Source organism: Hyphomicrobium sp., from assembly GCF_009026145.1.
Lineage (GTDB): Bacteria > Pseudomonadota > Alphaproteobacteria > Rhizobiales > Hyphomicrobiaceae > Hyphomicrobium_A.
This window is the reverse complement of record NZ_WBUE01000010.1, coordinates 41,342-63,967: the sequence shown is the minus strand read 5'-3', so window position 1 is coordinate 63,967 and position 22,626 is coordinate 41,342. Positions and strand designations below refer to the sequence as shown.

The following is a 22,626-nucleotide window of genomic DNA, read 5'->3' as shown; positions in this document are numbered from 1 at the left end:
GTGCCTCCGCTAGATCGCTGGACTGAAGACATGTCGCGTTGAACTGAGATCCGTCGGCTGCCGCCGGCAGAAACGACGCCCGCGCTGCGAAGGCTGATGCCAGCGAGCCCGGGCACGGTCAACGCGATTGGCCTATAGAACCAGGCGATTTGCCATGCGGTTTATTGACATTCTTCGCACTAACGCTCAACCCCGCGCACGCAGAAAGCCCTAGGCAATTTGGCGCATGCGGGCCGGCGGCCTGAGCGTTGCAAAGCACTGACAAATGTCATTCCGCTGCGTCCTGTGCCAGGAATCCTCCCGACTGGCGCGCCCACAGCTCGGCGTAAAGGCCGCCGCGGCGCAGGAGCTCGGCATGCGTGCCCTGCTCCACGATGCGGCCCTCGTCCATGATGATCAAACGATCCATGGCCGCGATCGTGGACAGGCGATGGGCAATGGCGATGACCGTCTTACCTTTCATGAGGTTGGCGAGCTGCTCCTGGATCGCTGCCTCCACCTCGCTGTCGAGCGCGCTGGTCGCTTCGTCGAGAACTAGAATGGGCGCATCCTTCAGCAGCACACGTGCGATGGCGACGCGCTGGCGTTGGCCGCCCGACAGCTTCACGCCGCGTTCGCCGACGTGCGCCTCGTAGCCGGTGCGGCCCTTCAGGTCCTCGAGGTTGCCGATAAAATCGTGCGCGGCAGCCTTCTTTGCCGCGGCAATGGCGTCCGCCGCTACGGCGTCGGGGCGCCCATAGAGGATATTGTCCAGCACCGAACGGTGTAGCAGCGAGGTGTCCTGCGTGACCATGCCTATCTGGGCGCGCAGACTGTCCTGGGTAACCTGCGCGATGTCCTGGCCATCGATCAGCACCCTGCCGCCGTCGAGGTCGTAGAAGCGCAAAAGCAAGCTTACGAGGGTCGACTTGCCAGCTCCCGAGCGGCCGACGAGCCCGACTTTCTCGCCTGGGGCCACGCGCAAGGACAGATCCTCGATGACGCTGCCGCGCCCGGTGCTCGCATCGCGTCCGTAGTTGAAGCGGATGTGATCGAAGACGATCTCGCCCTTGGTCACGAGGAGGGGTTTGGCACCCGGCGCATCGACGACGCTGCGCTCACGCGCGATCGTCTCGAGGCCGTCCTGCACGACGCCAACGTTCTCGAACAGCCCGGCGACCTCCCACATGATCCAGTGCGACATGCCCTGCAGGCGCAACACCAGGCCGATCGACAAGGCAATGGCGCCGGTCGTGACGGCGTCGATCGACCACAACCACAGAGACGTTCCCGCGACCATGAAGAGCAGCGCCGCATTGAGGCAGTTGAGCGCCACGGTAAGCAGCGTAACCAGCCTGAGTTGCTGGCGCACCGTGTCGAGGAACGTGCTCATGCTCTCGAGAGCGTAGGTATCCTCGCGCTCGGCATGGGCGAACATCTTCACCGTCGAGATGTTCGTGTAGCTGTCGACGACCCGCCCGGTCATGATCGAGCGCGCGTCCGACTGGAGATGCGATATGCGTCCCAGGCGAGGGATGAAGTGGCGCATGGTGACGAGATAGCCGGCGAGCCACAGGATCAGCGGCGCCGACAGCCGCATGTCCGTGGCAGCGAAGAGAAACACGGCGCCAGTGAAATAGATGGCGACGTACAGCAGCACCTCGGTGATCTTCATCACCACCTCGCGCACCGACATGGCGGTCTGCATGACCTTGGTGGCTACGCGGCCGGCGAAGTCGTTGTTGAAGAAGGCCATCGACTGGCGCAGCACGTAGCGGTGCGCTTGCCAGCGCGTGCGCATGGTGAAGTTCGAGATGAGCCCCTGATGGACGACGGACTCATAGAAGAACTTCAGCACCGGCAGGATCAGCAGCACGACGATCGCCATGCCGATGAGGAAGGTCCCATGTGTTGTCCAGAACGTGCCGCGGTTGGCCTTCGATAGCCAATCAACGAGATTGCCGAGGAAGCCGAACAGCGACACCTCGATGAGCGCGATCGTCGCCGAAAGGGCAGCGGAGACGGCGAGCAGCGGCCAGAACGGCCGCGTGTAATGAAAGACGAACCCCCAGAACGACGGCGGCGGCATGATCGGCTGCTCGGCCGGGAAGGATTCGATGCGCGTTTCGAGCCAGCTAAAGATGCGGGCGATCATATTGAGCTCCGGACCCATGCGGGCCGTGACACGAGGCGCCGGCGGGATGCCCCTGAGTGCAGGCCGAGCGTAGAATGTAGGGCTTTTCCTGGTCTTGGGAGCCCTGCCGGAGATGCGCCCCTAGACATCGTTGCAGGGGATATATAGGGGGAATTGCGCCAACAAAAGGGTTCGAGGACGAGCGGGCATGGCCGAGCTTGAGGAGCCGATGCGCGAGGCGGAAATGCTCGCCGAGCACAAGGAGACGGCGCGTGCGTGGTTCGAGGAATTGCGCACCGGGATATGCTCGGCATTCGAGAAGCTCGAGGACGACCTTCCCGCCGGCGCACCGCTTTCCGACCGTGCCCCCGGACGCTTCGTGCGCACGCCATGGGAGCGCACCGACCATAGCGGCGCGCCGGGCGGCGGCGGCGTCATGAGCCTGATGCATGGCCGCGTGTTCGAGAAGGTAGGCGTGCACACCTCGACGGTGCATGGAGAGTTCGCGCCCGAATTCCGCAAGCAGATTCCCGGCGCCGAGGAGCACCCGGAGTTCTGGGCCTCCGGCATCTCGCTGATCGCGCATCCGCAGAACCCAAACGTGCCGGCCGTGCACATGAATACGCGCATGGTCGTCACGTCGAAATGGTGGTTCGGCGGCGGCGCGGACTTGACCCCGGTGCTCGAGCGCCGGCGCACGCAGAGCGATGCCGACACTCTCGCCTTCCATGCCGCCATGTACGGCGCCTGCGCGCCGCACAGCGTGGCCGATTACGCGCGCTACAAGGCCTGGTGCGACGAATATTTCTGCCTGCCGCACCGCAAGGAAATACGCGGCGTCGGCGGTATCTTCTACGACTACCTGACCCCCACCGAGGCGGAGGGCGGCTGGGAGGCGGCGTTCGCCTTCACGCAAGACGTCGGGCGCGCATTCCAGCGCGTCTACCCGATGCTGGTGCGCGGAAACTTCGCGCTGCCGTGGAAAGCGGCCGACCGCGAGGAGCAGCTGGTGCGCCGCGGGCGCTATGTCGAGTTCAACCTGCTCTACGATCGCGGCACCGTATTCGGCCTCAAGACCGGCGGCAACGTCGACGCCATCCTGTCGTCGATGCCGCCGATAGTTAAGTGGCCGTGATCGCTCAGTAGCGCCTTACGAGACCAAAATCGAAAACGTCCATTTCGGGCGACAGGCTGTTCTGCACCCCCGGCAGGACGGAGAATGTCTGATCATCAAAATCGATGCGCCGGTACCCGGCGTGCAAAGTGATGTCGCCATTCCACACGTATTCGAGCCCGCCACCATACGTCCAGCCGCTCAGCATCTCGCTGTCGGACGCACCGGTGGTGATGTCGGTGACCTCCAGCTCGCCGTAGGCGTAGCCCGCCGTGCCGTACACCATGAGGCGGCCGAGGGCGTAGCCGAGGCGGCCGCGCACCGTGCCGTAGTACTGCAGCTCCGATTCGAACTTTCCGGCGCCGGCGCCGCGGCCGCCGCCATCGGCGAACGAATAGAAGCCATCGGTGACCACGCCGAGGACGACATCGCCGATCTGCTTGTCATAGCCAACTTTTGCGCCGATGGAGAAGCCTTCGGTATCCTCCAGAAGGGCGCCGCCCGTGCCGCCGAGGTTCACCTCGTCGCTGATATTGAAGTCGGGCGAGAGGATGAAGCCGGTCCGGACCAGTGGAGGAAGCTCCGCGTCGGTAGCGTAGCTCAGGCTCGGGATACGAAACCACTCGTGCGCGCTCGCCGAGGCCGGTACGCCGACAGCAAACGCAACAGCAACCACCGCGAGGGATTTGACGCCCCCTCGCCCAGACGACTTAAGCTTCATGTCGATCCCCGAATTTTCAGGCGCATCCTAGAGGCGCGCGCGCCGGAAGTCCGATGCAAAACGGCACCGCCTCAGGCAAATTGTGCGCAGGGGACGGTGCGTTGGAGCGGGGCGGTCAGCGCCAAGGAAGCTTTTCCTGCCGCGCCTCGTCGAACGCCTGGGCGAACTCGATCGCGCCGGGTTTGCGCGAGCTTAGGTCCATGCGACGCGTGAACTCGGCGAGCAACTCGGCCGAAGTCTTGCCCATCACCATCTTGTTTACGTAGTAGGCACGGCGGGCGAAGAAGTTCGGCGTCGGCGCGGTAAGTCCGACCGGCTGCATCATCTCAAGCCCCGTCGCCGGTCCCGAGAGATTCATCAGCTCGATCTCCTCGCCCGAGAGGTTGGTGACTCCCTTGCGCGCGGCAAAGTCCTTGAGGCCGCGCAGCTTCAGCGATTGCAGCCAGGGGCCGATGTCGCCGTCGAGGTTGATGGCGTGCATGCCATACCCCTTCGACGTCTTCGCGAAGGCGACGTGGCGGTACCAGTTGTCCGGCACCGACTTGGCGCTGCGTAGCATGAGCTGCAGCGCGGCGATCTTGCGATGCAGCTCGTCCGCGCGGACTTGATCGCGGGCACCCGCCTTTAGCCGCTGCAGGCGCTTGATGAAGGAATCGCCATGCTTGACAAGCTCGCCAATGGTGTTGGCGTGCAGGAGCTGCGCGTAGCCGAGGGCCGAGGAGATGGGCTTGCCCTTCTTGGTGATGGGGTGAATGCCGGCCTGCATGTCGGCGGTGCCGTCGCCACCCGTCTCGAGGGCGTAGACGCGCACCACCTGCTCTTTGGAGAGACCGAGGGCGATCGCCTCTTCCGCATATCGCCGCTTGAACTCCCGCTCCGGCACGCGCGCCGGCTCAAAGCCGTAATGCTTCTTGGCGGCGACGAGAAAGTCGGCCAGTCCCGGTATCGGCTTGGGCGGCTGGCTGGGCTCGGCACGCTCTTGCGCCGCAAGGAAGCGCGTCCATTGCCGGTCGAGCTCGGCGCTGAGCCGCGGCCCTTGGTAAGTCGGGGGATACGTCCACACGTAGTCGTCGGCGTCGAAGAACTTGGTCTTGCCGCGCTTGGCGCGGCGCAGGCTGCGCTTCTTCTCCACCTCCTGCCAATAGGAATCGAGGAGGCGGTCATACTGGTTCTTGGCCGTGCGCCAGGCGATGAACGCCCCCTGCTGCGCGGCGGGTAGTGTCGCCAGAAAATCCTGAACGCTGGCTGCCGTCGCCTCGCCGATCCATGCCGCCAACGCAGCCACCGCCGTAGTGGCCGCTACAAGGGCACTCCGTAGACGGCAACGCCGCATCGGCAACAGGTCCTCCTTTCGCGGTGCGCACCGCGCGAAGGTTCGCGCGAGAGTTGGACGTTATCGTGATTTGTTGAAGGTTAGCGAGCCCAACTTGGCGGGAACCCGCTAAGGAGCGATTCCTGCCTGGGAATCCAATGCTATGGTCGCAGGATGCAGGACGAGAGCGCAGCACCCCCATCGCCATTTTCGGAGCGCGGCTTCCGGCGGCTGGCAGAGGCGGTTCTGAGCAAGACCGTGCCTGCCGCCGATCCCCACGTGCCAGATACCCCGAGCGATTTCGACTTGAGCCCCGAGCTCGTCCCCGAGGTTGCATACGCGCCGCTCGCCCCGGCCGCCGTCCTTATACCCGTGGTTGCTCGGTCGGAGCTGACGGTGCTGCTTACCCAGCGCACCGAGAGTCTGCCGCGCCACGCCGGACAGATCGCCTTTCCCGGCGGCCGGATGGAGCCCACGGACCGCGACCCCACCGCCACCGCGCTACGCGAAGCGCATGAGGAGATCGGTCTCGATCCATCCTTCGTCGAGCCACTAGGCTATCTGGACGCCTACCGCACGGGAACCGGCTTTCGCATTTTCCCGGTGGTCAGCCTCGTACGCGAGGGATTCGCGCTAAATCTCGACCAGCGCGAAGTGGCGGACGCGTTCGAGGTACCCCTGGCGTTTTTGATGGACGAGGCGAACCATCGCACCGAGGTGCGCACCTGGCGCGGAGCAGAGCGGCGCTTTTACGCTATGCCGTTCGGGCAGAGGTACATCTGGGGGGCGACCGCAGGTATAATGAAAAACATGCACAAGAGGCTCTTTTTAGCATGATCCGTATCGTCGCCGAAAACATCCTCCTCTTCCTCCTGCCGACGATTGTTTACGTCGCCTACGTATACATGACACGCGAGGAGCGGCCAGGTGCCATGCGCGTGCTCGACGACGCGCCACTGCTCTGGTTGTTCGTTGCCGGAGCGGCGCTCGTCATCATCACCCTCGCCAGCTTCGGCTCGGTTACCGGAGGTAAGCCGGGGCAGGTTTATACGCCACCCTCGCTCAAGGACGGACGCATCGAACCTGGCCACATCGAGTAGCAGCAGGGAAGCGGATGGCGCGCTCAGAGGACAGCGCCGGGCTACCTAGCCTGGCGGAGGCCGAATGGCTGTGGCGGCCGCAGACACGTGCGGTCTTCGCGGCGCTACGCACCGGCGGCGCCGAGGCGCGCGCGGTCGGTGGCGCAGTGCGCAATGCGCTCATGGGCACCTCCGTCAAGGACGTCGACATCGCAACGACGGCATTGCCCAACGAGGTCATGCGTCTGGCGCAGCGTGCGGGACTGCATTCGGTGCCGACGGGCATCGAGCACGGCACGGTGACGGTGATCGCCGACAAGGTGCCGTTCGAGGTTACGACCCTGCGCCGCGATATCGAGACCTTCGGCCGTCATGCGCGCGTTACGTTCACGACCGACTGGCGCGAGGACGCCATGCGTCGCGACTTCACGATGAACGCTCTGTACTGCGACGCCGAGGGCGGCGTGCACGACCCGCTCGGCGGCTATGCCGATCTCAAAGCCAAGCGCGTGCGTTTCATCGGCGATGCTCGCCAGCGCATTCGCGAGGACTTTCTGCGCATACTGCGCTTCTTCCGCTTCGTCGCGCAGTATGGCAACGCCGCCGCCCCCGACGCCGATGGGCTCGCAGCCGCCCGCGCCGAGAAGGCCGGCCTGACACTGTTGTCCGGCGAACGTATCCGCGCCGAGCTGTTGCTGCTGTTGGTTGCGCCCGGCGCGGTGGCGGCCCTTGACGCCATGCGCAGAAGCGAGCTGATCGGACCGCTGATCGGCGTTGCCGGCGATGTCGGCCTCGTAGAACGGCTGTCCGCCATCGAGCAGGCGCAGGGGCTTGAGCCCGATGCCGTACTGCGACTAGCCGCGCTGGCCTCGGACGCGCGCGTGGATCTGCGTGAGCGGCTGCGGCTGTCGTCGGCCGAGGGCGAGCGGCTCGCCAACGCCGCCCGCGGCGACCCGGCCTTCGACCCTCGCATAGACGAAGCGGCGGCCAAGGTGTTCCTCTATCGGCACGGACCACAGGCGTTCATCGATGGCTCACTGCTCGGTTGGGCGCGTTCGGGCGAGGATGCCCGCAACGCGGCGCGTGCCCATCGTCTGCGGCTTCCGCAGCGCTGGAGCGCACCCCGCCTTCCCGTGCGCGGCGCCGACGTCATAGCGCTCGGCGTCGCCGCCGGCCCGGCGGTTGGACGGGTGGTGAGTGCCTTCGAAGAGTGGTGGATCGGGGCCGGCTTCCCCAGCCAACCCGAGCGCATTTCAGCCAAGCTTGGCGAGCTGGCGCGCAGCGAGCTGGCAGCTCGCCGCGACGCTTGAGTCTCAGGGTGAGAACAACCCGCTGATGGCGTCCGACAGCGAGGTCGGGCCGCCGTACTGCGACTGCTTCTTCTTCCGCCGGGTGTACTGCTGCTGACCGATCGGGCCGTCATCGGACGTGGCCACGACGTCATCGCCCGGGTAGCTCGGCTGCTCGAAGCGGATCGACTTGCCGGTCAGCGCCGCGGCCGTGCGACCGTCGAGGCCATAGAAATCGCCGTACGTATGCAGCTTGCCGTCGTCATCTACGCGTGCGGTGAAATAGGTGATGTGCACGGGGATATGCTTGTCGAGCCCGACCTCGCCGCCGCTGGAGAACATGCTTTGCACCTTAGCCGCCGACCAGCCCTTGTCCTCGGCGAGGAGAACCTCGGCGAAGCGGCGCGGTTCGTGCACACGCATGCAGCCGTGGCTCAGGGCGCGATAGGCTTTGCCGAACAGGTTCCGCTCGGGCGTATCGTGCATGTAGACGTCATGCGAGTTCGGGAACATGAACTTCACGTCCCCGAGCACGTTCTTCGGGCCCGGCGGTTGCTGGAAGCTGTAGTTGTGGATGTTGACGCTGGCCCAATCGACGGAGTTGGGATCGATCTGGCGGCCACCCGCGTAGGCCTTGAGGTCATAGGCGTCGAGCACGGCCTGCGCCGAGTACCCGCCGCCGAAGATGCCGAAGAAGCCCGCGCCAGAGCTCTTGCGCAAGAGCGGCGCCAGCTCCTTGGCCTTGATGCCGGCGGGGACGCCCCAGCTGGGGCGGAACACGACGGTCTTCATGTCGGCGGAGAAGATCGGGGTTGGCCAGGACGGCTGTCCGACGATGATCTCGTCAGTATGGACCACGTTGCCACCCTTCACGATGCGCGTGAGGAACTCCGGCACGTTGTCCCAAACGTAGAACTCGCCCATGTCGGCCGGCACCCAGCGCCAGCGCTCCATGTTGATGAGAATGCGCTCGATCTTGGAATCGTTGGTCGCCGGCGGCGGAGGAGCCGGCCCGCCGTTCAGAACCTGACGCGTCCCGTTGCCGACGACGCCGTCGGGGCGCAGGCCGTTGCCGCGCTGGAACTCGCGCACCGCCTCCTGCAGCTTCTCATCATATACGTTCTCGTTCGCCGGATCATCCGCAGTCACCTTCAGACGCTGCCGCAGCAGGGCGACCTGCTCATCGCTGCTTCCGGGGCGAATGATGCGGCCCATCGGCAGCTTCACGGCAAGCGCCGGATCGACCACCGGCACCTCTTCCTTCACCTCGCCGCCGCGCAGCTTGAGCAACACCTGACGCAGCGCTTCGAACTGCGGATGCTTGGGGTGCAGCGATACGAGATAGGCGTCCGGCTTCTCGGCCGTGGCGATGTCGGACAAGACCGTTCTCGGGGGCACCAGCGTCGGCCGCTGGTCCATCAATTGCGAGATGCTGCCGGGATTGACGCGGCCGCCGCGCGCATAGCGCGCGTACTTCAGAACCGCGAGTGCCACCTGCAGCTCGGCATCGGCAGCTGCTTCCGGCGTCAAGTTGCTGGCGCCAGCCGAGGGTACGTCGAATGCCGAGGCCGGCAGGCCCCAATTGTCGGCGCGGCCGATTTCGGCGACGACCGCCTTGCCCTTCTCGGTGAGACCGGAGGTCGAAGCCCAAATCGCCGTGCCGGTCAGCTCGCCGTAATAGGCGGCGAGTGCGGCGGCATCATCCTCGCTGGCCTTCTTGCCGAGTTCGCTGAGCCTCTGGCGGATGCCGGCAACGATCGGGTCGGCCGGCGGCAGCACCTGGGCGGGCGCGCTGTCGGGCGTCGTGCCCGACGCATCGGGAAGCGCGGCGGTGGCCTTCGGCGGCTCGCCGGGCTTGGCGGGTTCGGTAGTGGAAGCGGCTGGCGACGCAGCGGCGGTCGCGCCAGCTGCCGGCGTAGAGACCGTCGGAGACGTAGTCTTGCTCGGATCGTCGGCCTTGGGGCTGTTCTCCGTAGCCGCCGTTGTCGTGGTTGCCACCGGACTAGCCGGCGGCTGCGGCGCCGCCGCGGTTGCCGATTTTGTGCTCGGATCCTCGACCTTGATCGGGGCCGCGGCCGTAGTCGGCGCCGGCGTCGCCGCGGGCGCCCCATTCGTCTGGGCGCCGGTGGGGGTGCCGGCCTGCGTCGCCGCCGGGTTCTCGGCGCGCACCGCGAGCGAGCTCGTGACGCAAAGCGCCGCGATCGCCGGCAAAAGCCCGACGCGCGTCAATACAGCCGTTTTTCTGATCATCCCTCGGTCTCCAAAAGCGCCTGCAAGCTAGATGGAGAAAATGGCCGCGGCTGGGCCGGATCCGACGCACACGACTAGGGGAGCATGTGGCAATCGATGCAATATGCCGTCAAGGCTAACATGGGTCATGCCGGCCACAGTGCAGGCATAAATATCTCACGAATCGCGAAAAAGCCCCGGCCATGGCCGGGGCTTCTCCGTTCGTCCACATCTAAGGCGTGGGCGGACTTTAGAAGTCCATGCCACCCATGCCGCCCATGCCGCCGCCGGGCATCGGCGCGTGCGCATGCTCCTTCTTGGGCAGCTCGGCGACCATGGCCTCGGTGGTGATAAGCAGGCCCGCGACGGACGCGGCATCCTGCAGCGCGCAGCGCACGACCTTGGCCGGGTCGATGACGCCTTCGGCGACCAGGTCGCCATAGGTGAGCGTCTGTGCGTTGTAGCCGTAGTTGTACTTGTTGTTCTCGAGGATCTTCCCGACGATCACCGACCCATCCTCGCCGGCATTGTTGAAGATCTGACGAGCAGGCGCCTGCAGCGCCTTCTTGACGATATTGATGCCGACCCTCTGGTCCTCGTTCTCGACGTTGAGGTTGTCGAGCGCCTTGATGGCACGCAGCAGCGCAACGCCGCCACCGGGGACAATGCCTTCCTCGACGGCCGCGCGCGTGGCGTGCAGCGCGTCGTCGACACGGTCCTTGCGCTCCTTCACCTCGACCTCGGTCGCGCCGCCCACCTTGAGCACCGCGACGCCGCCGGCGAGCTTGGCCAAGCGCTCCTGTAGCTTCTCACGGTCGTAGTCGGAGGTAGTCTCCTCGATCTGCGCCTTGATCTGCTTCACCCGCGCGTCGATGTCGGCCTTGGAGCCGGCACCATCGACGATGGTGGTGTTCTCCTTGTCGATTGTCACCTTCTTGGCGCGGCCGAGCATCTGCAGCGTGACGTTCTCGAGCTTGATGCCGAGGTCCTCGGAGATCGTCTGACCGCCGGTGAGGACGGCGATGTCCTCCAGCATGGCCTTGCGGCGATCGCCGAAGCCCGGAGCCTTGACGGCCGCGACCTTGAGGCCGCCGCGAAGCTTGTTGACGACCAGCGTCGCCAACGCTTCGCCCTCGACGTCCTCGGCAATGATAAGCAGCGGCTTGCCCGACTGCACCACCGCCTCCAGCACTGGCAGCATCGCCTGCAGGCCGGAAAGCTTCTTCTCGTGGATGAGGATGTAGGGGTTCTCGAGCTCGGCCACCATCTTCTCGGCGTTGGTGATGAAGTAGGGCGAGAGATAGCCGCGGTCGAACTGCATGCCTTCGACGACGTCGAGCTCGGTCTCGAGGCTCTTACTCTCCTCGACGGTGATGACGCCCTCGTTGCCGACTTTCTTCATCGCTTCCGCGAGCTTGGCGCCGATCTCCGTGTCGCCGTTGGCAGAGATGGTGCCAACCTGGGCGATCTCGTCGTTCGACTTGATCTTCTGCGCCTTGCTCTTCAGCTCTTCGACGATGGCGTGCACGGCGAGATCGATGCCGCGCTTCAAGTCCATCGGGTTGGCGCCGGCGGCAACCGACTTGGCGCCTTCCTTGACGATCGCCTGGGCGAGAACGGTGGCGGTGGTGGTGCCGTCACCGGCGAGGTCGGAGGTCTTGGAAGCAACCTCGCGCACCATCTGGGCGCCCATGTTCTCGAACTTGTCCTCGAGCTCGATTTCCTTGGCGACGGTGACGCCGTCCTTTGTTACGCGCGGTGCGCCGAACGACTTCTCGAGCACAACATTACGGCCCTTGGGACCGAGCGTGACCTTGACGGCATTGGCGAGAATGTCGACGCCACGCAGCATCTTCTCGCGCGCGTCCTGCGAAAACTTCACGTCTTTGGCGGACATGTGGGGAAGCTCCTATAAGCTTGTACTATTTGTCGGCTCAGGCAGTCGCCTCAAGCAGCGGCTTTAACGCTGGCCTTGCCCTCGATCACGCCGAAGATGTCGCTCTCCTTCATGATCACGAGATCCTCGCCGTCGATCTTGACCTCGGTGCCACTCCACTTGCCGAACAGCACCCGGTCACCGGGCTTCACATCGAGGGGGATCACCTTGCCGGTGTCGTCGCGGGCGCCGGGCCCAACGGCGACGACCTCGCCCTGAATCGGCTTTTCCTTGGCGGTGTCCGGAATGATGATGCCACCCGCGGTCTTGGTGTCTTCCTCCATGCGGCGGACGACAACGCGGTCATGAAGAGGACGGAACTTCATGGTATCAACCTCATGATATGACAGGCGTTTTTATTGCGAGCGCCGCTGGCGGAGCGCGCGACTAAGGAAGCGGAAGCGCATCGAGCCTTTTGCAAGCCTTCCTCCGCCCCGCGTCGCGTATATGATGCAGGCCGTTAGCACTGTCAAGTTTCGAGTGCCAAAAAACGCGTCAAGGCCGGCGCTGCCACTATCCGCGTGGGCGCATTAATTTAGGCTTAGCAACCGCTTCGTTGGCGGGCACCGAAGTCAGGCGGCGCGGCGGTGCTCGCCCTCCTCGACCTCCTCGATGATCTTGGCGACGAAGGCATCGATGTCGCCCGGGTGGCGCGAGGTGATGATGCCCTCGTCGGCGACCACTTGCTTATCGACCCAACGGCCACCCGCGTTGATCACATCAGTGCGGATGGCGATGTAGGACGTCACCTCGCGGCCCGCAATCACTCCGGCCTCGATCAGCAGCCAGGGGCCATGGCAGATGGCGGCAACCACCTTTCCGGATTGAATGAATGCTTTGATGATGGCCAGCGCCTTGTCGTTGATGCGCAGCTTGTCCGGATTCATCACCCCACCCGGTAGCACCAGCGCGTGGTAATCGCCCACCTCCACATCATCCAATGTCAGATTGACGTCGACTGGCGCCCCCCAATTCTTGTCCTTCCAGCTCTTGATCTGACCGGGCTCCGGTGCGGCGACATCCACCGTCGCCCCCTTCGCCCGCAACTGCTCCAGCGGTTTCACCAGCTCAGATTGCTCGAAGCCGTGGGTTGCCATGATTAGGATACGGCTCTCACCAATGGACGGCATCGCGTTCTCCCATTTCTGCTCAAAGCTATAACGAGGGCAGAGGACTTCTGTTCCAGACACGGAGCATAAGTGATGAGTATATCCGCGCCGGCAAGGAAGACCGCGCGAAAAGAACAGGGCCCGCAGCGATCATTCGCCGGCGGGCCCTGTTCTACTTTATTCGGGTCGGCCGAAGGCCGGAAAAAGCAACGCGCTAAATGGCAAAATCAGTGAGCTTGGCGCCCTTGCTCAGCTTCGCCACCAGCCAATTGGGCTTGCGGCCGCGACCAGTCCAAGTCTCCGACTTGTTGTCGGGATTGACGTATTTGGCGGCGCTCGACTTGCCGCGGCCACGGCCACCGAAAAGCTCGGAAACGGAAAACCCACGCTTTTCCGCCAGCTGCGCCAATGCCTGTTTCACTTCGGCCCGCTCGCGATCGCGGGCGGCGCTGATGGCCTTCTGCACCTTGCCTTCGAGTTCGAGCAGATCCTTCAGCGACATCTTATCGACATTGGGGGTGGCCATGCGGCAGTCCTTCCTTATGCGCGCTTCACTAAGGCAATTTGCCAATTGCCACATCTACGGCTGCTTCAATTACTTTTTGCCTTCCATTTGTCAAGCACAGTCGAAAAAACATTGAAATTTAAAACGCGCTGGCAGGCCAACCATGCAACCATAACGAGCACTAGGCGCAACTACTGCGCACCCGTTGATTTTCGAAGCATTTCGTTAGAAGCCGTTGGCCGGGAAAGGCGCCGGGTAAAGTGTCCGTCTTTCGCTCGGGTGCCGAAATGAGCTGCCGGATTTGTTCAGCCACCGTTCAGGTGGGGGCGCCTAGGTGTGCGTAACCCTGAACTCCCATCTTCCCCGGAGTGATCCACGAGGGCGCAGCATTCAGGGTCGCTGCGCCCTCACCTCCCCGCTCGTGCACTCGAAGGCGCGCGTAGCGTTGGGTTGTGCGCGGAACCCGGCTGGTCAGGCCGCGTTTGCCATGGCGCATGCGAGCCGGTACGTTCCCGCCACAAATCACTCCCTGCCGAGCACCCCATTCCGGAGGCCTGAGATCATGACATTCCAGCTCCCGCCGCTTCCCTATGCCTACGACGCGCTCGCCCCATACATGTCGGCCGAAACGCTGCAATTCCACCACGACAAGCACCACCAGGCCTATGTGGACATGGCCAACAAGCTGATCCCGGGCAGCAAGTACGAAGGCAAGAGCATCGAAGAGATCTGCAAGGAGGCCTACGCCGATAGGGCGCAGCCGGTGATCAATAACGTCGGTCAAGATTACAATCACATCCATTTCTGGCAGTGGATGAAGAAGGGCGGCGGCGGCACCAAGCTGCCGGGTACCGTCCAGAAGCTGGTCGACGGCTACGGGGGCTTCGACAAGATGCGCAACGACTTCATCGAGAACGGCAAGACGCAGTTCGGCTCCGGGTGGACCTGGCTCGCGATCAAGGACGGCAAGTTACAGCTGCTGAAGACGCCGAACGGCGAGAACCCGCTGATGCACGGCGCCTCGCCCATTCTCGGCTGCGACGTGTGGGAGCACAGCTATTACATCGACTATCGCAATGCCCGCCCGAAGTATCTCGAGGCCTGGTTCGACAATCTGATCAACTGGGAGCACGTCGAGGAAATGGCCGCCAAAGCGGCGTAGACTTGGCCGGAGGCAATTGAATACGGCGCTGGCCTTGGCGGTCGGCGCCGTTTCGTTGTCGGCCTACTTGCCGGGCGAATTGAGCGAGCCGAGGTAGGCCGTGATCGCCTCGATCTCCGCCGGCTCGAAAACGAACTCGGGCATGTCGGGATGTCCAGACATTATCCCCTCGGCAAGCGCCTCCGCCAGATTGTCGGGAGGATAGCGCGTGACGACGACGCGGAATGCGGGCGCCTCCTTGTGCTTGCTCTCATCGTCCATGCCGATGGCATGACAGCGGGCGCAATTGGCCTCGAGCAGGAGGCGTCCCTTGCTGACGGCATCGGTCTGCGCCAGCGACAGGCAAGGTGCTCCCACGGCAATGGCCGCTGCGGCGATCAAGGCGAGCGTGCGAGGTCTTGGTAGCATCGGGGCCTCCTTGCTTGCGTATCGCCTTCGATGATCCCGCTGCGCTCCTCGCGCATTGACCCCGCGCAACGCCCGATCATCGTCCGCGGATGCTCTTCATGATGATGCTGCGTATGACCGAGGCCACGGTGCGCGCAAAGGAGCGCTGCACCTCGCGCCCGATCATCTCCCCCATCCCCTGGCGATGCCGCCCGCTCGGCCCCTTGCCGCCGAAAATGATATCGCTCCAGCCGCCGCTCGATGCCTCGGCCTCCTTTGCCGACGCGGCCTGCTGGCCGCGCTGCGCGAGTATCTCCTCGGCGCTTTCGCGGTTCTTCACCGTCTCGTATTTGCCGTTGAACGGGCTCGCGGCGATCAGGGCACGGCGCTCGGCGTCGGTGATCGGCCCGATGCGGCCCTCGGGCGGGCGAACGAGGGTACGCTGCACGATCGACGGCTCGCCCTTGTTCTCCAGCATGGAGACGAGCGCCTCGCCGACCTTCAGCTCGAGAATGACGCGTTCGGTGTCGAGCTCGGGATTGCGCCGGAAGGTCTCGGCCGCCGCCCTCACCGCGCGCTGCTCTTGTGGCGTGAACGCGCGCAGCGCGTGCTGCACGCGGTTGCCGAGCTGCGCCGAAACCGAGTTCGGCACGTCCATCGGATTTTGCGTGATGAAGTAGACGCCGACGCCCTTGGAGCGGACGAGGCGCGCGATCTGCTCGATGCGGTCCATGAGCCCCTTGGGCGCGTCGTCGAACAGAAGATGCGCCTCATCGAAGAAGAAAACGAGCTTGGGCTTGGGCTGATCGCCAACCTCGGGCAGGGTCTGCCACAGCTTGGAGAGCAGCCAGAGGAGGAAGGTCGCGTAGAGCCGCGGCTTCTCCATTAGCTTCTCGGCCGACAGAATGTTGACCACGCCGCGCCCGTCCGGGGCCGTGCGGATGAAGTCCCAGATGTCAATCTCCGGCTCGCCGAAGAAGTGATTGGCGCCCTGATCCTCGAGCACCAGGAGCCGGCGCTGGATGGCGCCCACGGAGCTGGTCGCCACGTTGCCGTACTTGGTCGTCAGCTCCTTGGCGCGCGCGGCCACGTTGTTGACGATGGCGCGCAGGTCGCCGAGGTTGATCAGCGGCAGCTTCTCGTCGGAAGCGACGCGGAAGGCGATATTGAGCACGCCCTCCTGCACGTCGTTGAGCTCGAGCATGCGCGACAAGAGCAGCGGGCCCATATCCTCGACCGTGGCCCTGATCGGATGACCGGCGGCGCCGAACACGTCCCACAGCACCACCGGGGAGGCGCCGTTCTTGTAGTTATCGAGGCCGACCTCGGCGGCGCGCTTCAACAGAAAGTCCTTCGGCTCGCCCACCTCGGCGATGCCGGACAGGTCGCCCTTGATGTCGGCGGCAAAAACCGGGACACCGGCGCGCGAGAAACCCTCGGCCAGCACCTGCAGCGACACCGTCTTGCCGGTGCCGGTGGCGCCGGTAATGAGGCCATGCCGGTTTGCGAGGCTGAGATCGAGGTATTCCGGCTTGATGCTCTTACCGAGGAAGATCATGCCGTCCTGCAAAACCGATTGGCTCATAGCTGTCTCCGGCCCCCAAAGCGGCCCGACTCGAAGGATTGACCGCCGTTCGCTCTTGGCATGGGAGGATACCCTTTGCAAACATCGGTTGCATGGCGGACTTGGGGAAAAGTATGTGTCCCGGCGCGCGGCGCGCTCTAGCGACGCGGGCGCCTTAAAGCGCGCGCTTTCGGCGTGCGAAACGCCACGAGGAGCGACTATAGAATGATCGAGCGGCAGCCGCTGCGATGCGGATGCTCCGGCCTAGGACTTGAGATCGCCCCGACATGACTGAGACGACCACTCCCCTCGACCTCGCCTCCGGCTTCGCGCCGGCCACGTTCGAAAAGTGGCGCCAGCTCGTCGACAAGGCATTGAAGGGAGCCGATTTCGAACGCCGCCTGGTTACCAAGACGGCAGACGGCCTGCGCATCGAGCCGCTCTATTCGCGCTCCGACACGCTGCCCGGCGCGCAGGGCGCGGTGCCCGGCAAGGCGCCGTTCACACGCGGCACGCGGGCGCAAGCGTCAGACCTCGGCTGGCAGATTCATCAGCGTGTCGTCGAGGCTGATGCAGCAGCCGCGAACAAGGTCATTCTGGAGGAGCTGGAGGGCGGCGCCAACGGCGTTGTGCTGCAGATCGCCGGTCCGGGTCAGAACGGCATCAAGATAACGAGCGCCGAGGACGCGGTGGCGACGCTGCCCGGCGTGCTCGTCGACTACGCACCCATCCAACTCGCGGCGAGCGTCGCGGGCCTTGAGGCGGCGCGACATTACCTGAAGGCGCTGGCGGCATTGAAGCGCGAGACCGGCGGCAGCGCCGTGTCGCGGCTCAACGTCGATCCTGTAGGGACGCTGGCGCGTTTCGGTGCAGCGTGGGCGCGCATCGACAAGGCACTCAAAGAGACGGTGCACTTCGCCAGCGAAGCGCGCGGCACCGAGCGGCGCATGACGACGGTTCTCGTCGACGCGACAGTGCCGCACGAGGCCGGTGCCAGCGAGGCGCAGGAACTGGCGTTCCTCGCCGCCGCCCTCGTCGCCTACCTGCGGGCCTTCGAAGCGGCCGGCGTGCCGCCGAAGGATGCGCTTGCCAGCATCGCCTTCGCACTGTCGGTCGACACCGATCTGTTCCTCAACGCCGCCAAGGTGCGCGCCGCGCGCACCATCATAGCGCGCATCGCCGAGGCGAGCGGCGCATCGGCCGCCTCCATGCACATCACCGCTGTCACCTCGGCGCGCATGATGGCCAAGCGCGATCCGTGGACCAATATGCTGCGCACGACCGCGGCATGTGCGGCGGCGGCCTTTGGCGGCGCCGATGCCGTCACGGTGCTTCCCTATACGTGGGCGCTCGGCATCCCTGACCGCTTCGCGCGACGCATCGCGCGCAACACCCAACTCGTGCTGCAGGAAGAATCGCAGCTCGGCCGCGTCGTCGATCCGATCGGCGGCTCCTGGTACGTGGAGAAGCTCACCGACGAGCTCGCCAGGAAGGCGTGGGCCTTGTTCCAGGAGATCGAAAGCAAGGGCGGGATCGTCGCCGCGCTCACCTCCGGCGCCTTGCAGGACGACATCGGGCGCGTCGCCGACACGCGCGCCAAGGCCATCGCCAGCGGGCGCCTAGAGCTGACGGGTGTCTCGGTATTCCCCTTCCTCGGCGATGACGGCGTCAAGGTCACCCCATATCCGCAGCCCGCGGCTGTCGCCGAGGCCGCCGTGCGCCCATTGGCCCCACATCGCCTCGGCGAAGCCTTCGAGAAGCTGCGGGACGCGGGCGACGCGTTCCTTGCCAAGACCGGCAAGCGCAAGCGCGTATTTATGGCCAATCTGGGCGAAATCGCCGAGCACAACCGGCGCTCGCAATGGATGTGGAACTTCCTCGCCGCGGGGGGGATCGAAGGCCTGACGAGCGATGGCTACAGGAGCGCGGCCGAGGCGGCGGAGGCATTCAAAGCCTCGGGCGCCGCGATCGCATGCATCTGCTCCTCGGACGAGGTCTACGCGCGCGAAGCGGAAGCAGCGGCGAAAGCCTTGAAGGCGGCCGGCGCCGCCCGCGTGCTGCTGGCCGGACGCCCAGGCGAAGCCGAGGCCGCCCTGCGCGCCTCGGGCGTCGACGGCTTCCTGTTTGCCGGGCAGGATGCGGTCGCAGCCCTCGAGGGTCTGCACAAAGCGCTCGCGCAAAGCTAAGTACTACGCGTTGGGGCAAGCCGTATCGGAGGAACGCCTGTGGCCAGCCTGCGTTTTCTCGCCAGTCTGTTCGCGCTCATTGCCGTCGTCGCTCTCGTCGCCGACGCAACGCCAGCACTCAACGGCACCGGGCCATTCACAACCCATAGTGTGATCGGCTATTGGACCGAGCTGGCGCCGGCCTCACTCGTAGCGACGCGCGCCAATATCATCGAAATGACGTTTCCGTGGGTATGGAATACCGTGCTGTTGAGCGTGCTCAGCGCACCCATGTCGGCGTTGTTCGGCGGACTCGCGATCGTCTGCGGCTACTTCGGCCGCCGCCGCGAGCAGATGAAGGTGCACGTCAACTAGGCGGTGCTACTTCTTCTTCGCCGGAGTGGCTGTAGTACTCGCGGTCGTGCTGTCCGGCATCACGAGCTTTGTGATGCTGGTCAGCGCGGGTGGCAGGCCGCTGCTCGGCGGGAAGATGATGTCGAGCGCAATACCGAGGACGACCAGCCCGACGAGCAGGCCGATCAAACGCATCACCCACTTGCGGTGACTCTTATTGAGCGCGTCGATCTCGGCCTCCGGAACCTCGCCTGCCGCCTCGGCGAGAAATTCCTTCTTCAGCCCGAAATACTTCTTCTGCAGTGAGCGGCGCACGTTGCCTTTGTGCTCAAGCTGCAGCCCGGCCCGCTCGGCGAGCTTCTGGGCAATCTCCGGATAAGGGAAGCACGGGTCGCTGTTGGCCTCGCTGACGTAGCCGAGCTTCACCGTGCTGTCGTCTTTCAGGATCAGCCGGGCACCCTGCAACAGCACCGGAGCGACCGAGCCGCCGTAGATCTCGCGGCGCGTCTCCACGGCCTTGATCTGATCGTATGGAATGTCGTGGCTGCGGTAGCGCACGATGGGCGTCGGTCCGCGCCCCGCTGGCAGCGTCATCTTCACCGAGGTATCGCCGAGCTCAATGCGCGTCATCAACGAATGCATCAACTCGATGACGACTAGGAACATGATGAACGTGAACCCGGCCGCCAGCACCACGAGGCCGAGCGTGCCGTGCCAGTGGCCTTGCGAGATGCGCCAGAACAACATCGGCGGCAGGCTGACGAAGAACGGCAGCAGCAAAAGGAAGACCAAGGAGAAGGCGAATTTGCGCCCCCCTCCAGCAGCGTAAACGGTGCGTTCGGGCTTCTTCGCTGGCGCGGCCGCCGGTGCGTCCCCCATCACTGCAACATCCGCCATCGCTCGCGTCCCCCCGAACGTTACGCTGCAACTTGCTCAGATAACATCACAATAACATGACCCTAGTAGGTCTGCCGGTCCGGCGGGCGAAAGACTATATCAGGGCCAGTCATCATCCAATCCGGGTGGACCATGCTTTTCCGCAAGAACAAGACATCGATACCGACCGCCGAGACCGCGCTGAAGGGGCGCGGGAGCCCGATCCCGACCGCCGAGGAGCACGACATTTTCTCGCGGCCGCTGAAGGGCCCCTACCCTGCTGGCCTCGAGATGGCAATGTTCGGGCTCGGTTGCTTCTGGGGCGCCGAGCGCAAGTTCTGGAGCCTCGGCAACGGTATCTGGATCACCGCGGTCGGCTATGCCGGCGGCTTCACGCCGAATCCGACCTATCAGGAGGTGTGCACTGGGCAGACGGGGCACAATGAGGTTGTGCTCGTCGTCTACGATCCCGAGGAGATCAGCTACGAGCGGCTCTTGAAGACATTCTGGGAAAGCCACGATCCAACGCAGGGCATGCGGCAGGGCAATGACGTCGGCACCCAATATCGCTCCGGCATCTACACGTTCACCGAGGCGCAGCGTGCGGCGGCCGAGGCTTCCAAGGCCGACTACCAGAAGGCGTTGACGAAGAATGGCCTGGGCAAGATCACGACCGAGATCCTGCCGGCGCCGGAATTCTTCTTCGCCGAGGACTACCACCAGCAGTACCTGTCGAAGGTGCCGCACGGGTACTGTGGCCTCGGTGGCACCGGTGTCAGTTGTCCGATGCCGACCGGCGTCGCCGCCGCCTAACCTATTTGCTCGCCGTTGCCGATGCCGGCACCGCAGCCGGTGCTGGCGTCGAGGCAACCTCGTCGCCGGTATCGGGCTTGGCGGCGGGGCCGTTGAGCACGACTTTGCACTCGGCCGGCAGCTGATCCATCGTGACCTTCCGGCGCTCGCTGTCCGGGATGATCCTCACGCCCGGCTTCGGCTGAGGTTTCTTCAGCGAAGCCTCGATGGTCTTCAGCCAATTATCGACCTCTTTGCCGCAACCGTCATCGCCCGAGACCGCCGGCTGGGATTGGCAGCCGCCGTTGGGGCAGCCAATACGGATGTGGAAGTGATAGTAGTGCCCCCAGATTGGTCGCACCTTGCCGAGCCACGCACGGTCCTTTCCGGCCGCCTGGCATAGCGCCTTCTTGATCGCCGGGTGCACAAACACCCGCTCGACCGCGGGATATGATGCGGCGCGCTTGATGACGGCGACATGCGCCGGCGTGAACACCGCCGGGTCGACGGCTAAGCTCGTCTTGTCGAGCATCGTGGTCGCTTGAATCTCCTCGCGCTCCCTGCGCGTCAACACACGGTTGGGCATCGGCGTCAGCCAGATGTCGGCATCGAGGCCGACTTGATGGCTGGCGTGACCGGACAGCATCGGGCCCCCGCGCGGCTGCGAAATGTCGCCGACAAGCAGGCCGCTCCAGCCGTCCTGCTTGGCCTCGGAGGCGAGGCGCTTCAGCAGCTTGATCAATTTGGGATGGCCCCAGGCGCGATTGCGCGACAGACGCATCGCCTGCCAGTCCGGGCCGGTGTCGGCGAGGTGCACCGCGCCGGAGAGGCAACCCTTCGAGTACCAGCCAAGCGCACGCGGGGCGAGTGCCGCAGCGGTCGGCACCTTGCCGAAAAGCTCGCGGGCCAGCACCTTCGGCTTCTTCTCTTTTTTGTCGTTCTTCGCCGCCTTCGTGCCGGCGCCATCGTTCACGTTGGCGGGCGCGGCGGCCTTCTGCTCCGGTGCAGGGACGGGCGCGGCTGCCGCGCGTTTCGCTTCGACGGGCGCAGGAGCGTTAACCGCTGGCTGCGGCTGTGGATCGGCTGAGGCTGCGTACGGGATCGCCAATAGCGATCCGATCAGGCAAAGAATGCGGGTGCGTTGCATAGCTCCCCCCAAAGCAATGTTCAGGCCATACTAGATGCATACGGCTAAAAAGCGACCTTCAGTTGCATCGGCCAGTTAACGACGATAACCCCCGATAGGCGCTTGATCCGTGACGCATTTTCTGACTGCCGGACCGTCGCAGGCAAAAACTCACCTGTCGCTCGCGCATGGGGCCGGGGCACCGATGACCAGCCCGTTTCTGGAGACGATGACACGCCTGCTGACGGACCGTGGGCTGCAAATATCGCGATTCGAGTTCGAGTATATGGCGACCCGGCGCGCGGGGGGAAAGCGGCGACCGCCGCCGAAGGCCGAGCTGCTGGTCCCGGAATACAAGCGCGCGGTCGATGAGCTACGGGCGAAGGGAGCGAGCGGCCAGGCGCTGCTCATCGGCGGCAAGTCGCTGGGCGGGCGCGTCGCCAGCCTCGTTGCCGACGAATTGCTCGCAAGTAGCACGGTCTGCGGTCTGGTGTGCCTCGGCTATCCGTTCCACCCGCCGGGCAAGCCGGACAACCTGCGCACGGCACACCTAGTCGATTTGCGCTGCCCGGCATTGATCGTGCAGGGCGAGCGTGATCCGTTCGGATCTCGGGCGGAGATCACGGGCTATCGGCTGTCGCCCGCAATCACATTTGCCTGGGCAGGCGATGGTGACCACGACCTCGGCCCGCGTGGAGGCAGCGGGTTCACACGAGCCGGCAACCTCGCGCTCGCCGCCGACGCCGTCTGCGCATTCGCGCGTGGCGTCGGCTAGCAGTGGAACGCGACGCGC

General features: G+C 64.8%; 21 protein-coding genes. 9 read left to right on the top strand and 12 right to left on the bottom strand.

Annotated features, from left to right (window positions below):
• Positions 1 to 268 precede the first annotated feature (268 nt).
• Complete coding sequence (locus tag F9K20_RS10040; RefSeq protein ID WP_291000748.1) at positions 269 to 2,134, bottom strand: ABC transporter ATP-binding protein; 1,866 nt, start codon at positions 2,132 to 2,134, stop codon at positions 269 to 271.
• 187 nt (positions 2,135 to 2,321) lie between these two features.
• On the opposite strand from F9K20_RS10040, the gene hemF reads away from it, so the two are divergent.
• Positions 2,322 to 3,248, top strand: a complete 927-nt coding sequence (gene hemF, locus F9K20_RS10035; protein WP_291000746.1) for an oxygen-dependent coproporphyrinogen oxidase — start codon at positions 2,322 to 2,324, stop codon at positions 3,246 to 3,248.
• Positions 3,249 to 3,252: 4 nt separating this feature from the next.
• Here hemF and F9K20_RS10030 read toward each other — a convergent pair whose 3' ends face one another.
• Positions 3,253 to 3,948, bottom strand: coding sequence for an outer membrane beta-barrel protein (locus F9K20_RS10030; protein ID WP_291000742.1), 696 nt, complete (start codon positions 3,946 to 3,948; stop codon positions 3,253 to 3,255).
• Positions 3,949 to 4,063: 115 nt separating this feature from the next.
• Positions 4,064 to 5,224, bottom strand: coding sequence for a hypothetical protein (locus F9K20_RS10025; protein ID WP_291000739.1), 1,161 nt, complete (start codon positions 5,222 to 5,224; stop codon positions 4,064 to 4,066).
• Between the two features lie 210 nt (positions 5,225 to 5,434).
• Between F9K20_RS10025 and F9K20_RS10020 the strand changes: the two genes are divergently transcribed.
• Genes F9K20_RS10020 through F9K20_RS10010 form a run of 3 tightly spaced genes read left to right on the top strand, consistent with a single transcriptional unit; the run spans position 5,435 to position 7,649 of the window.
• Positions 5,435 to 6,097 carry a CoA pyrophosphatase gene (locus F9K20_RS10020; protein WP_291000736.1) on the top strand — a complete coding sequence of 221 codons (663 nt, stop codon included), beginning with the start codon at positions 5,435 to 5,437 and terminating at the stop codon, positions 6,095 to 6,097.
• On the top strand, positions 6,094 to 6,360 hold the full coding sequence (locus F9K20_RS10015; RefSeq protein WP_291000732.1) for a DUF6111 family protein: 267 nt from the start codon (positions 6,094 to 6,096) through the stop codon (positions 6,358 to 6,360). The genes F9K20_RS10020 and F9K20_RS10015 overlap by 4 nt, the downstream gene beginning before the upstream one ends.
• Positions 6,361 to 6,374: 14 nt before the next feature.
• Positions 6,375 to 7,649, top strand: a complete 1,275-nt coding sequence (locus F9K20_RS10010; protein ID WP_291000729.1) for a CCA tRNA nucleotidyltransferase — start codon at positions 6,375 to 6,377, stop codon at positions 7,647 to 7,649.
• Positions 7,650 to 7,652: 3 nt separating this feature from the next.
• Here the strand turns inward: F9K20_RS10010 and F9K20_RS10005 are convergent, their stop codons facing one another.
• The 5 genes from F9K20_RS10005 to F9K20_RS09985 all read right to left on the bottom strand — a co-directional run bounded on the left by F9K20_RS10005 (position 7,653) and on the right by F9K20_RS09985 (position 13,428).
• Entirely contained in the window at positions 7,653 to 9,878 is a 2,226-nt protein-coding gene (locus F9K20_RS10005) for a L,D-transpeptidase family protein (RefSeq protein ID WP_291000727.1), read from the bottom strand.
• 229 nt (positions 9,879 to 10,107) lie between these two features.
• A complete protein-coding gene (gene groL / locus F9K20_RS10000) occupies positions 10,108 to 11,754 on the bottom strand; it encodes a chaperonin GroEL (RefSeq protein WP_291000725.1) in 1,647 nt (548 codons plus the stop codon).
• A 50-nt stretch (positions 11,755 to 11,804) separates the two neighbouring features.
• Positions 11,805 to 12,119 (bottom strand): co-chaperone GroES, encoded by a 315-nt coding sequence (gene groES / locus F9K20_RS09995; protein ID WP_291000722.1) that lies wholly within the window; start codon positions 12,117 to 12,119, stop codon positions 11,805 to 11,807.
• Between the two features lie 246 nt (positions 12,120 to 12,365).
• Positions 12,366 to 12,923: a type 1 glutamine amidotransferase domain-containing protein gene (locus F9K20_RS09990; protein ID WP_291000719.1), complete on the bottom strand. Its 558-nt coding sequence runs from the start codon at positions 12,921 to 12,923 to the stop codon at positions 12,366 to 12,368.
• Between the two features lie 193 nt (positions 12,924 to 13,116).
• The gene (locus F9K20_RS09985) at positions 13,117 to 13,428 is read right to left on the bottom strand and encodes an H-NS histone family protein (RefSeq protein WP_291000717.1); all 312 of its coding nucleotides are present in this window, start codon (positions 13,426 to 13,428) and stop codon (positions 13,117 to 13,119) included.
• A 541-nt stretch (positions 13,429 to 13,969) separates the two neighbouring features.
• Between F9K20_RS09985 and F9K20_RS09980 the strand changes: the two genes are divergently transcribed.
• A complete protein-coding gene (locus F9K20_RS09980) occupies positions 13,970 to 14,569 on the top strand; it encodes a superoxide dismutase (protein WP_291000714.1) in 600 nt (199 codons plus the stop codon).
• Between the two features lie 63 nt (positions 14,570 to 14,632).
• On the opposite strand, the gene F9K20_RS09975 is transcribed toward F9K20_RS09980, so the two are convergent.
• A complete protein-coding gene (locus tag F9K20_RS09975; RefSeq protein ID WP_291000711.1) occupies positions 14,633 to 14,977 on the bottom strand; it encodes a cytochrome c in 345 nt (114 codons plus the stop codon).
• Between the two features lie 76 nt (positions 14,978 to 15,053).
• Positions 15,054 to 16,541 carry a helicase HerA-like domain-containing protein gene (locus tag F9K20_RS09970; RefSeq protein WP_291000708.1) on the bottom strand — a complete coding sequence of 496 codons (1,488 nt, stop codon included), beginning with the start codon at positions 16,539 to 16,541 and terminating at the stop codon, positions 15,054 to 15,056.
• A gap of 266 nt (positions 16,542 to 16,807) precedes the next feature.
• Here F9K20_RS09970 and F9K20_RS09965 point away from each other — a divergent pair, with 266 nt between their 5' ends.
• The gene (locus F9K20_RS09965; protein WP_291000705.1) at positions 16,808 to 18,706 is read left to right on the top strand and encodes a methylmalonyl-CoA mutase family protein; all 1,899 of its coding nucleotides are present in this window, start codon (positions 16,808 to 16,810) and stop codon (positions 18,704 to 18,706) included.
• Positions 18,707 to 18,745: 39 nt separating this feature from the next.
• Positions 18,746 to 19,060: a hypothetical protein gene (locus F9K20_RS09960; RefSeq protein WP_291000702.1), complete on the top strand. Its 315-nt coding sequence runs from the start codon at positions 18,746 to 18,748 to the stop codon at positions 19,058 to 19,060.
• Positions 19,061 to 19,066: 6 nt separating this feature from the next.
• Here the strand turns inward: F9K20_RS09960 and F9K20_RS09955 are convergent, their stop codons facing one another.
• Entirely contained in the window at positions 19,067 to 19,936 is an 870-nt protein-coding gene (locus F9K20_RS09955; RefSeq protein ID WP_291000699.1) for a hypothetical protein, read from the bottom strand.
• 132 nt (positions 19,937 to 20,068) lie between these two features.
• Here F9K20_RS09955 and msrA point away from each other — a divergent pair, with 132 nt between their 5' ends.
• On the top strand, positions 20,069 to 20,728 hold the full coding sequence (msrA, locus tag F9K20_RS09950) for a peptide-methionine (S)-S-oxide reductase MsrA (protein ID WP_291000696.1): 660 nt from the start codon (positions 20,069 to 20,071) through the stop codon (positions 20,726 to 20,728).
• Position 20,729: 1 nt separating this feature from the next.
• Here msrA and mepA read toward each other — a convergent pair whose 3' ends face one another.
• Complete coding sequence (gene mepA / locus F9K20_RS09945) at positions 20,730 to 21,854, bottom strand: penicillin-insensitive murein endopeptidase (protein ID WP_291000693.1); 1,125 nt, start codon at positions 21,852 to 21,854, stop codon at positions 20,730 to 20,732.
• A gap of 109 nt (positions 21,855 to 21,963) precedes the next feature.
• Here mepA and F9K20_RS09940 point away from each other — a divergent pair, with 109 nt between their 5' ends.
• Complete coding sequence (locus tag F9K20_RS09940; protein WP_291000690.1) at positions 21,964 to 22,608, top strand: alpha/beta family hydrolase; 645 nt, start codon at positions 21,964 to 21,966, stop codon at positions 22,606 to 22,608.
• The last annotated feature ends 18 nt before the right edge of the window (positions 22,609 to 22,626 follow it).

Excerpts from the sequence above, each read along its gene's own strand:
- F9K20_RS10040 (WP_291000748.1), bottom strand. The coding sequence starts at position 2,134 with ATGATCGCCCGCATCTTTAGCTGGCTCGAAACGCGCATCGAATCCTTC.
- hemF (WP_291000746.1), top strand. The coding sequence starts at position 2,322 with ATGGCCGAGCTTGAGGAGCCGATGCGCGAGGCGGAAATGCTCGCCGAG.
- F9K20_RS10030 (WP_291000742.1), bottom strand. The coding sequence starts at position 3,948 with ATGAAGCTTAAGTCGTCTGGGCGAGGGGGCGTCAAATCCCTCGCGGTG.
- F9K20_RS10020 (WP_291000736.1), top strand. The coding sequence starts at position 5,435 with ATGCAGGACGAGAGCGCAGCACCCCCATCGCCATTTTCGGAGCGCGGC.
- F9K20_RS10015 (WP_291000732.1), top strand. The coding sequence starts at position 6,094 with ATGATCCGTATCGTCGCCGAAAACATCCTCCTCTTCCTCCTGCCGACG.
- F9K20_RS10010 (WP_291000729.1), top strand. The coding sequence starts at position 6,375 with ATGGCGCGCTCAGAGGACAGCGCCGGGCTACCTAGCCTGGCGGAGGCC.
- F9K20_RS10005 (WP_291000727.1), bottom strand. The coding sequence starts at position 9,878 with ATGATCAGAAAAACGGCTGTATTGACGCGCGTCGGGCTTTTGCCGGCG.
- groL (WP_291000725.1), bottom strand. The coding sequence starts at position 11,754 with ATGTCCGCCAAAGACGTGAAGTTTTCGCAGGACGCGCGCGAGAAGATG.
- groES (WP_291000722.1), bottom strand. The coding sequence starts at position 12,119 with ATGAAGTTCCGTCCTCTTCATGACCGCGTTGTCGTCCGCCGCATGGAG.
- F9K20_RS09990 (WP_291000719.1), bottom strand. The coding sequence starts at position 12,923 with ATGCCGTCCATTGGTGAGAGCCGTATCCTAATCATGGCAACCCACGGC.
- F9K20_RS09985 (WP_291000717.1), bottom strand. The coding sequence starts at position 13,428 with ATGGCCACCCCCAATGTCGATAAGATGTCGCTGAAGGATCTGCTCGAA.
- F9K20_RS09980 (WP_291000714.1), top strand. The coding sequence starts at position 13,970 with ATGACATTCCAGCTCCCGCCGCTTCCCTATGCCTACGACGCGCTCGCC.
- F9K20_RS09975 (WP_291000711.1), bottom strand. The coding sequence starts at position 14,977 with ATGCTACCAAGACCTCGCACGCTCGCCTTGATCGCCGCAGCGGCCATT.
- F9K20_RS09970 (WP_291000708.1), bottom strand. The coding sequence starts at position 16,541 with ATGAGCCAATCGGTTTTGCAGGACGGCATGATCTTCCTCGGTAAGAGC.
- F9K20_RS09965 (WP_291000705.1), top strand. The coding sequence starts at position 16,808 with ATGACTGAGACGACCACTCCCCTCGACCTCGCCTCCGGCTTCGCGCCG.
- F9K20_RS09955 (WP_291000699.1), bottom strand. The coding sequence starts at position 19,936 with ATGGCGGATGTTGCAGTGATGGGGGACGCACCGGCGGCCGCGCCAGCG.
- msrA (WP_291000696.1), top strand. The coding sequence starts at position 20,069 with ATGCTTTTCCGCAAGAACAAGACATCGATACCGACCGCCGAGACCGCG.
- mepA (WP_291000693.1), bottom strand. The coding sequence starts at position 21,854 with ATGCAACGCACCCGCATTCTTTGCCTGATCGGATCGCTATTGGCGATC.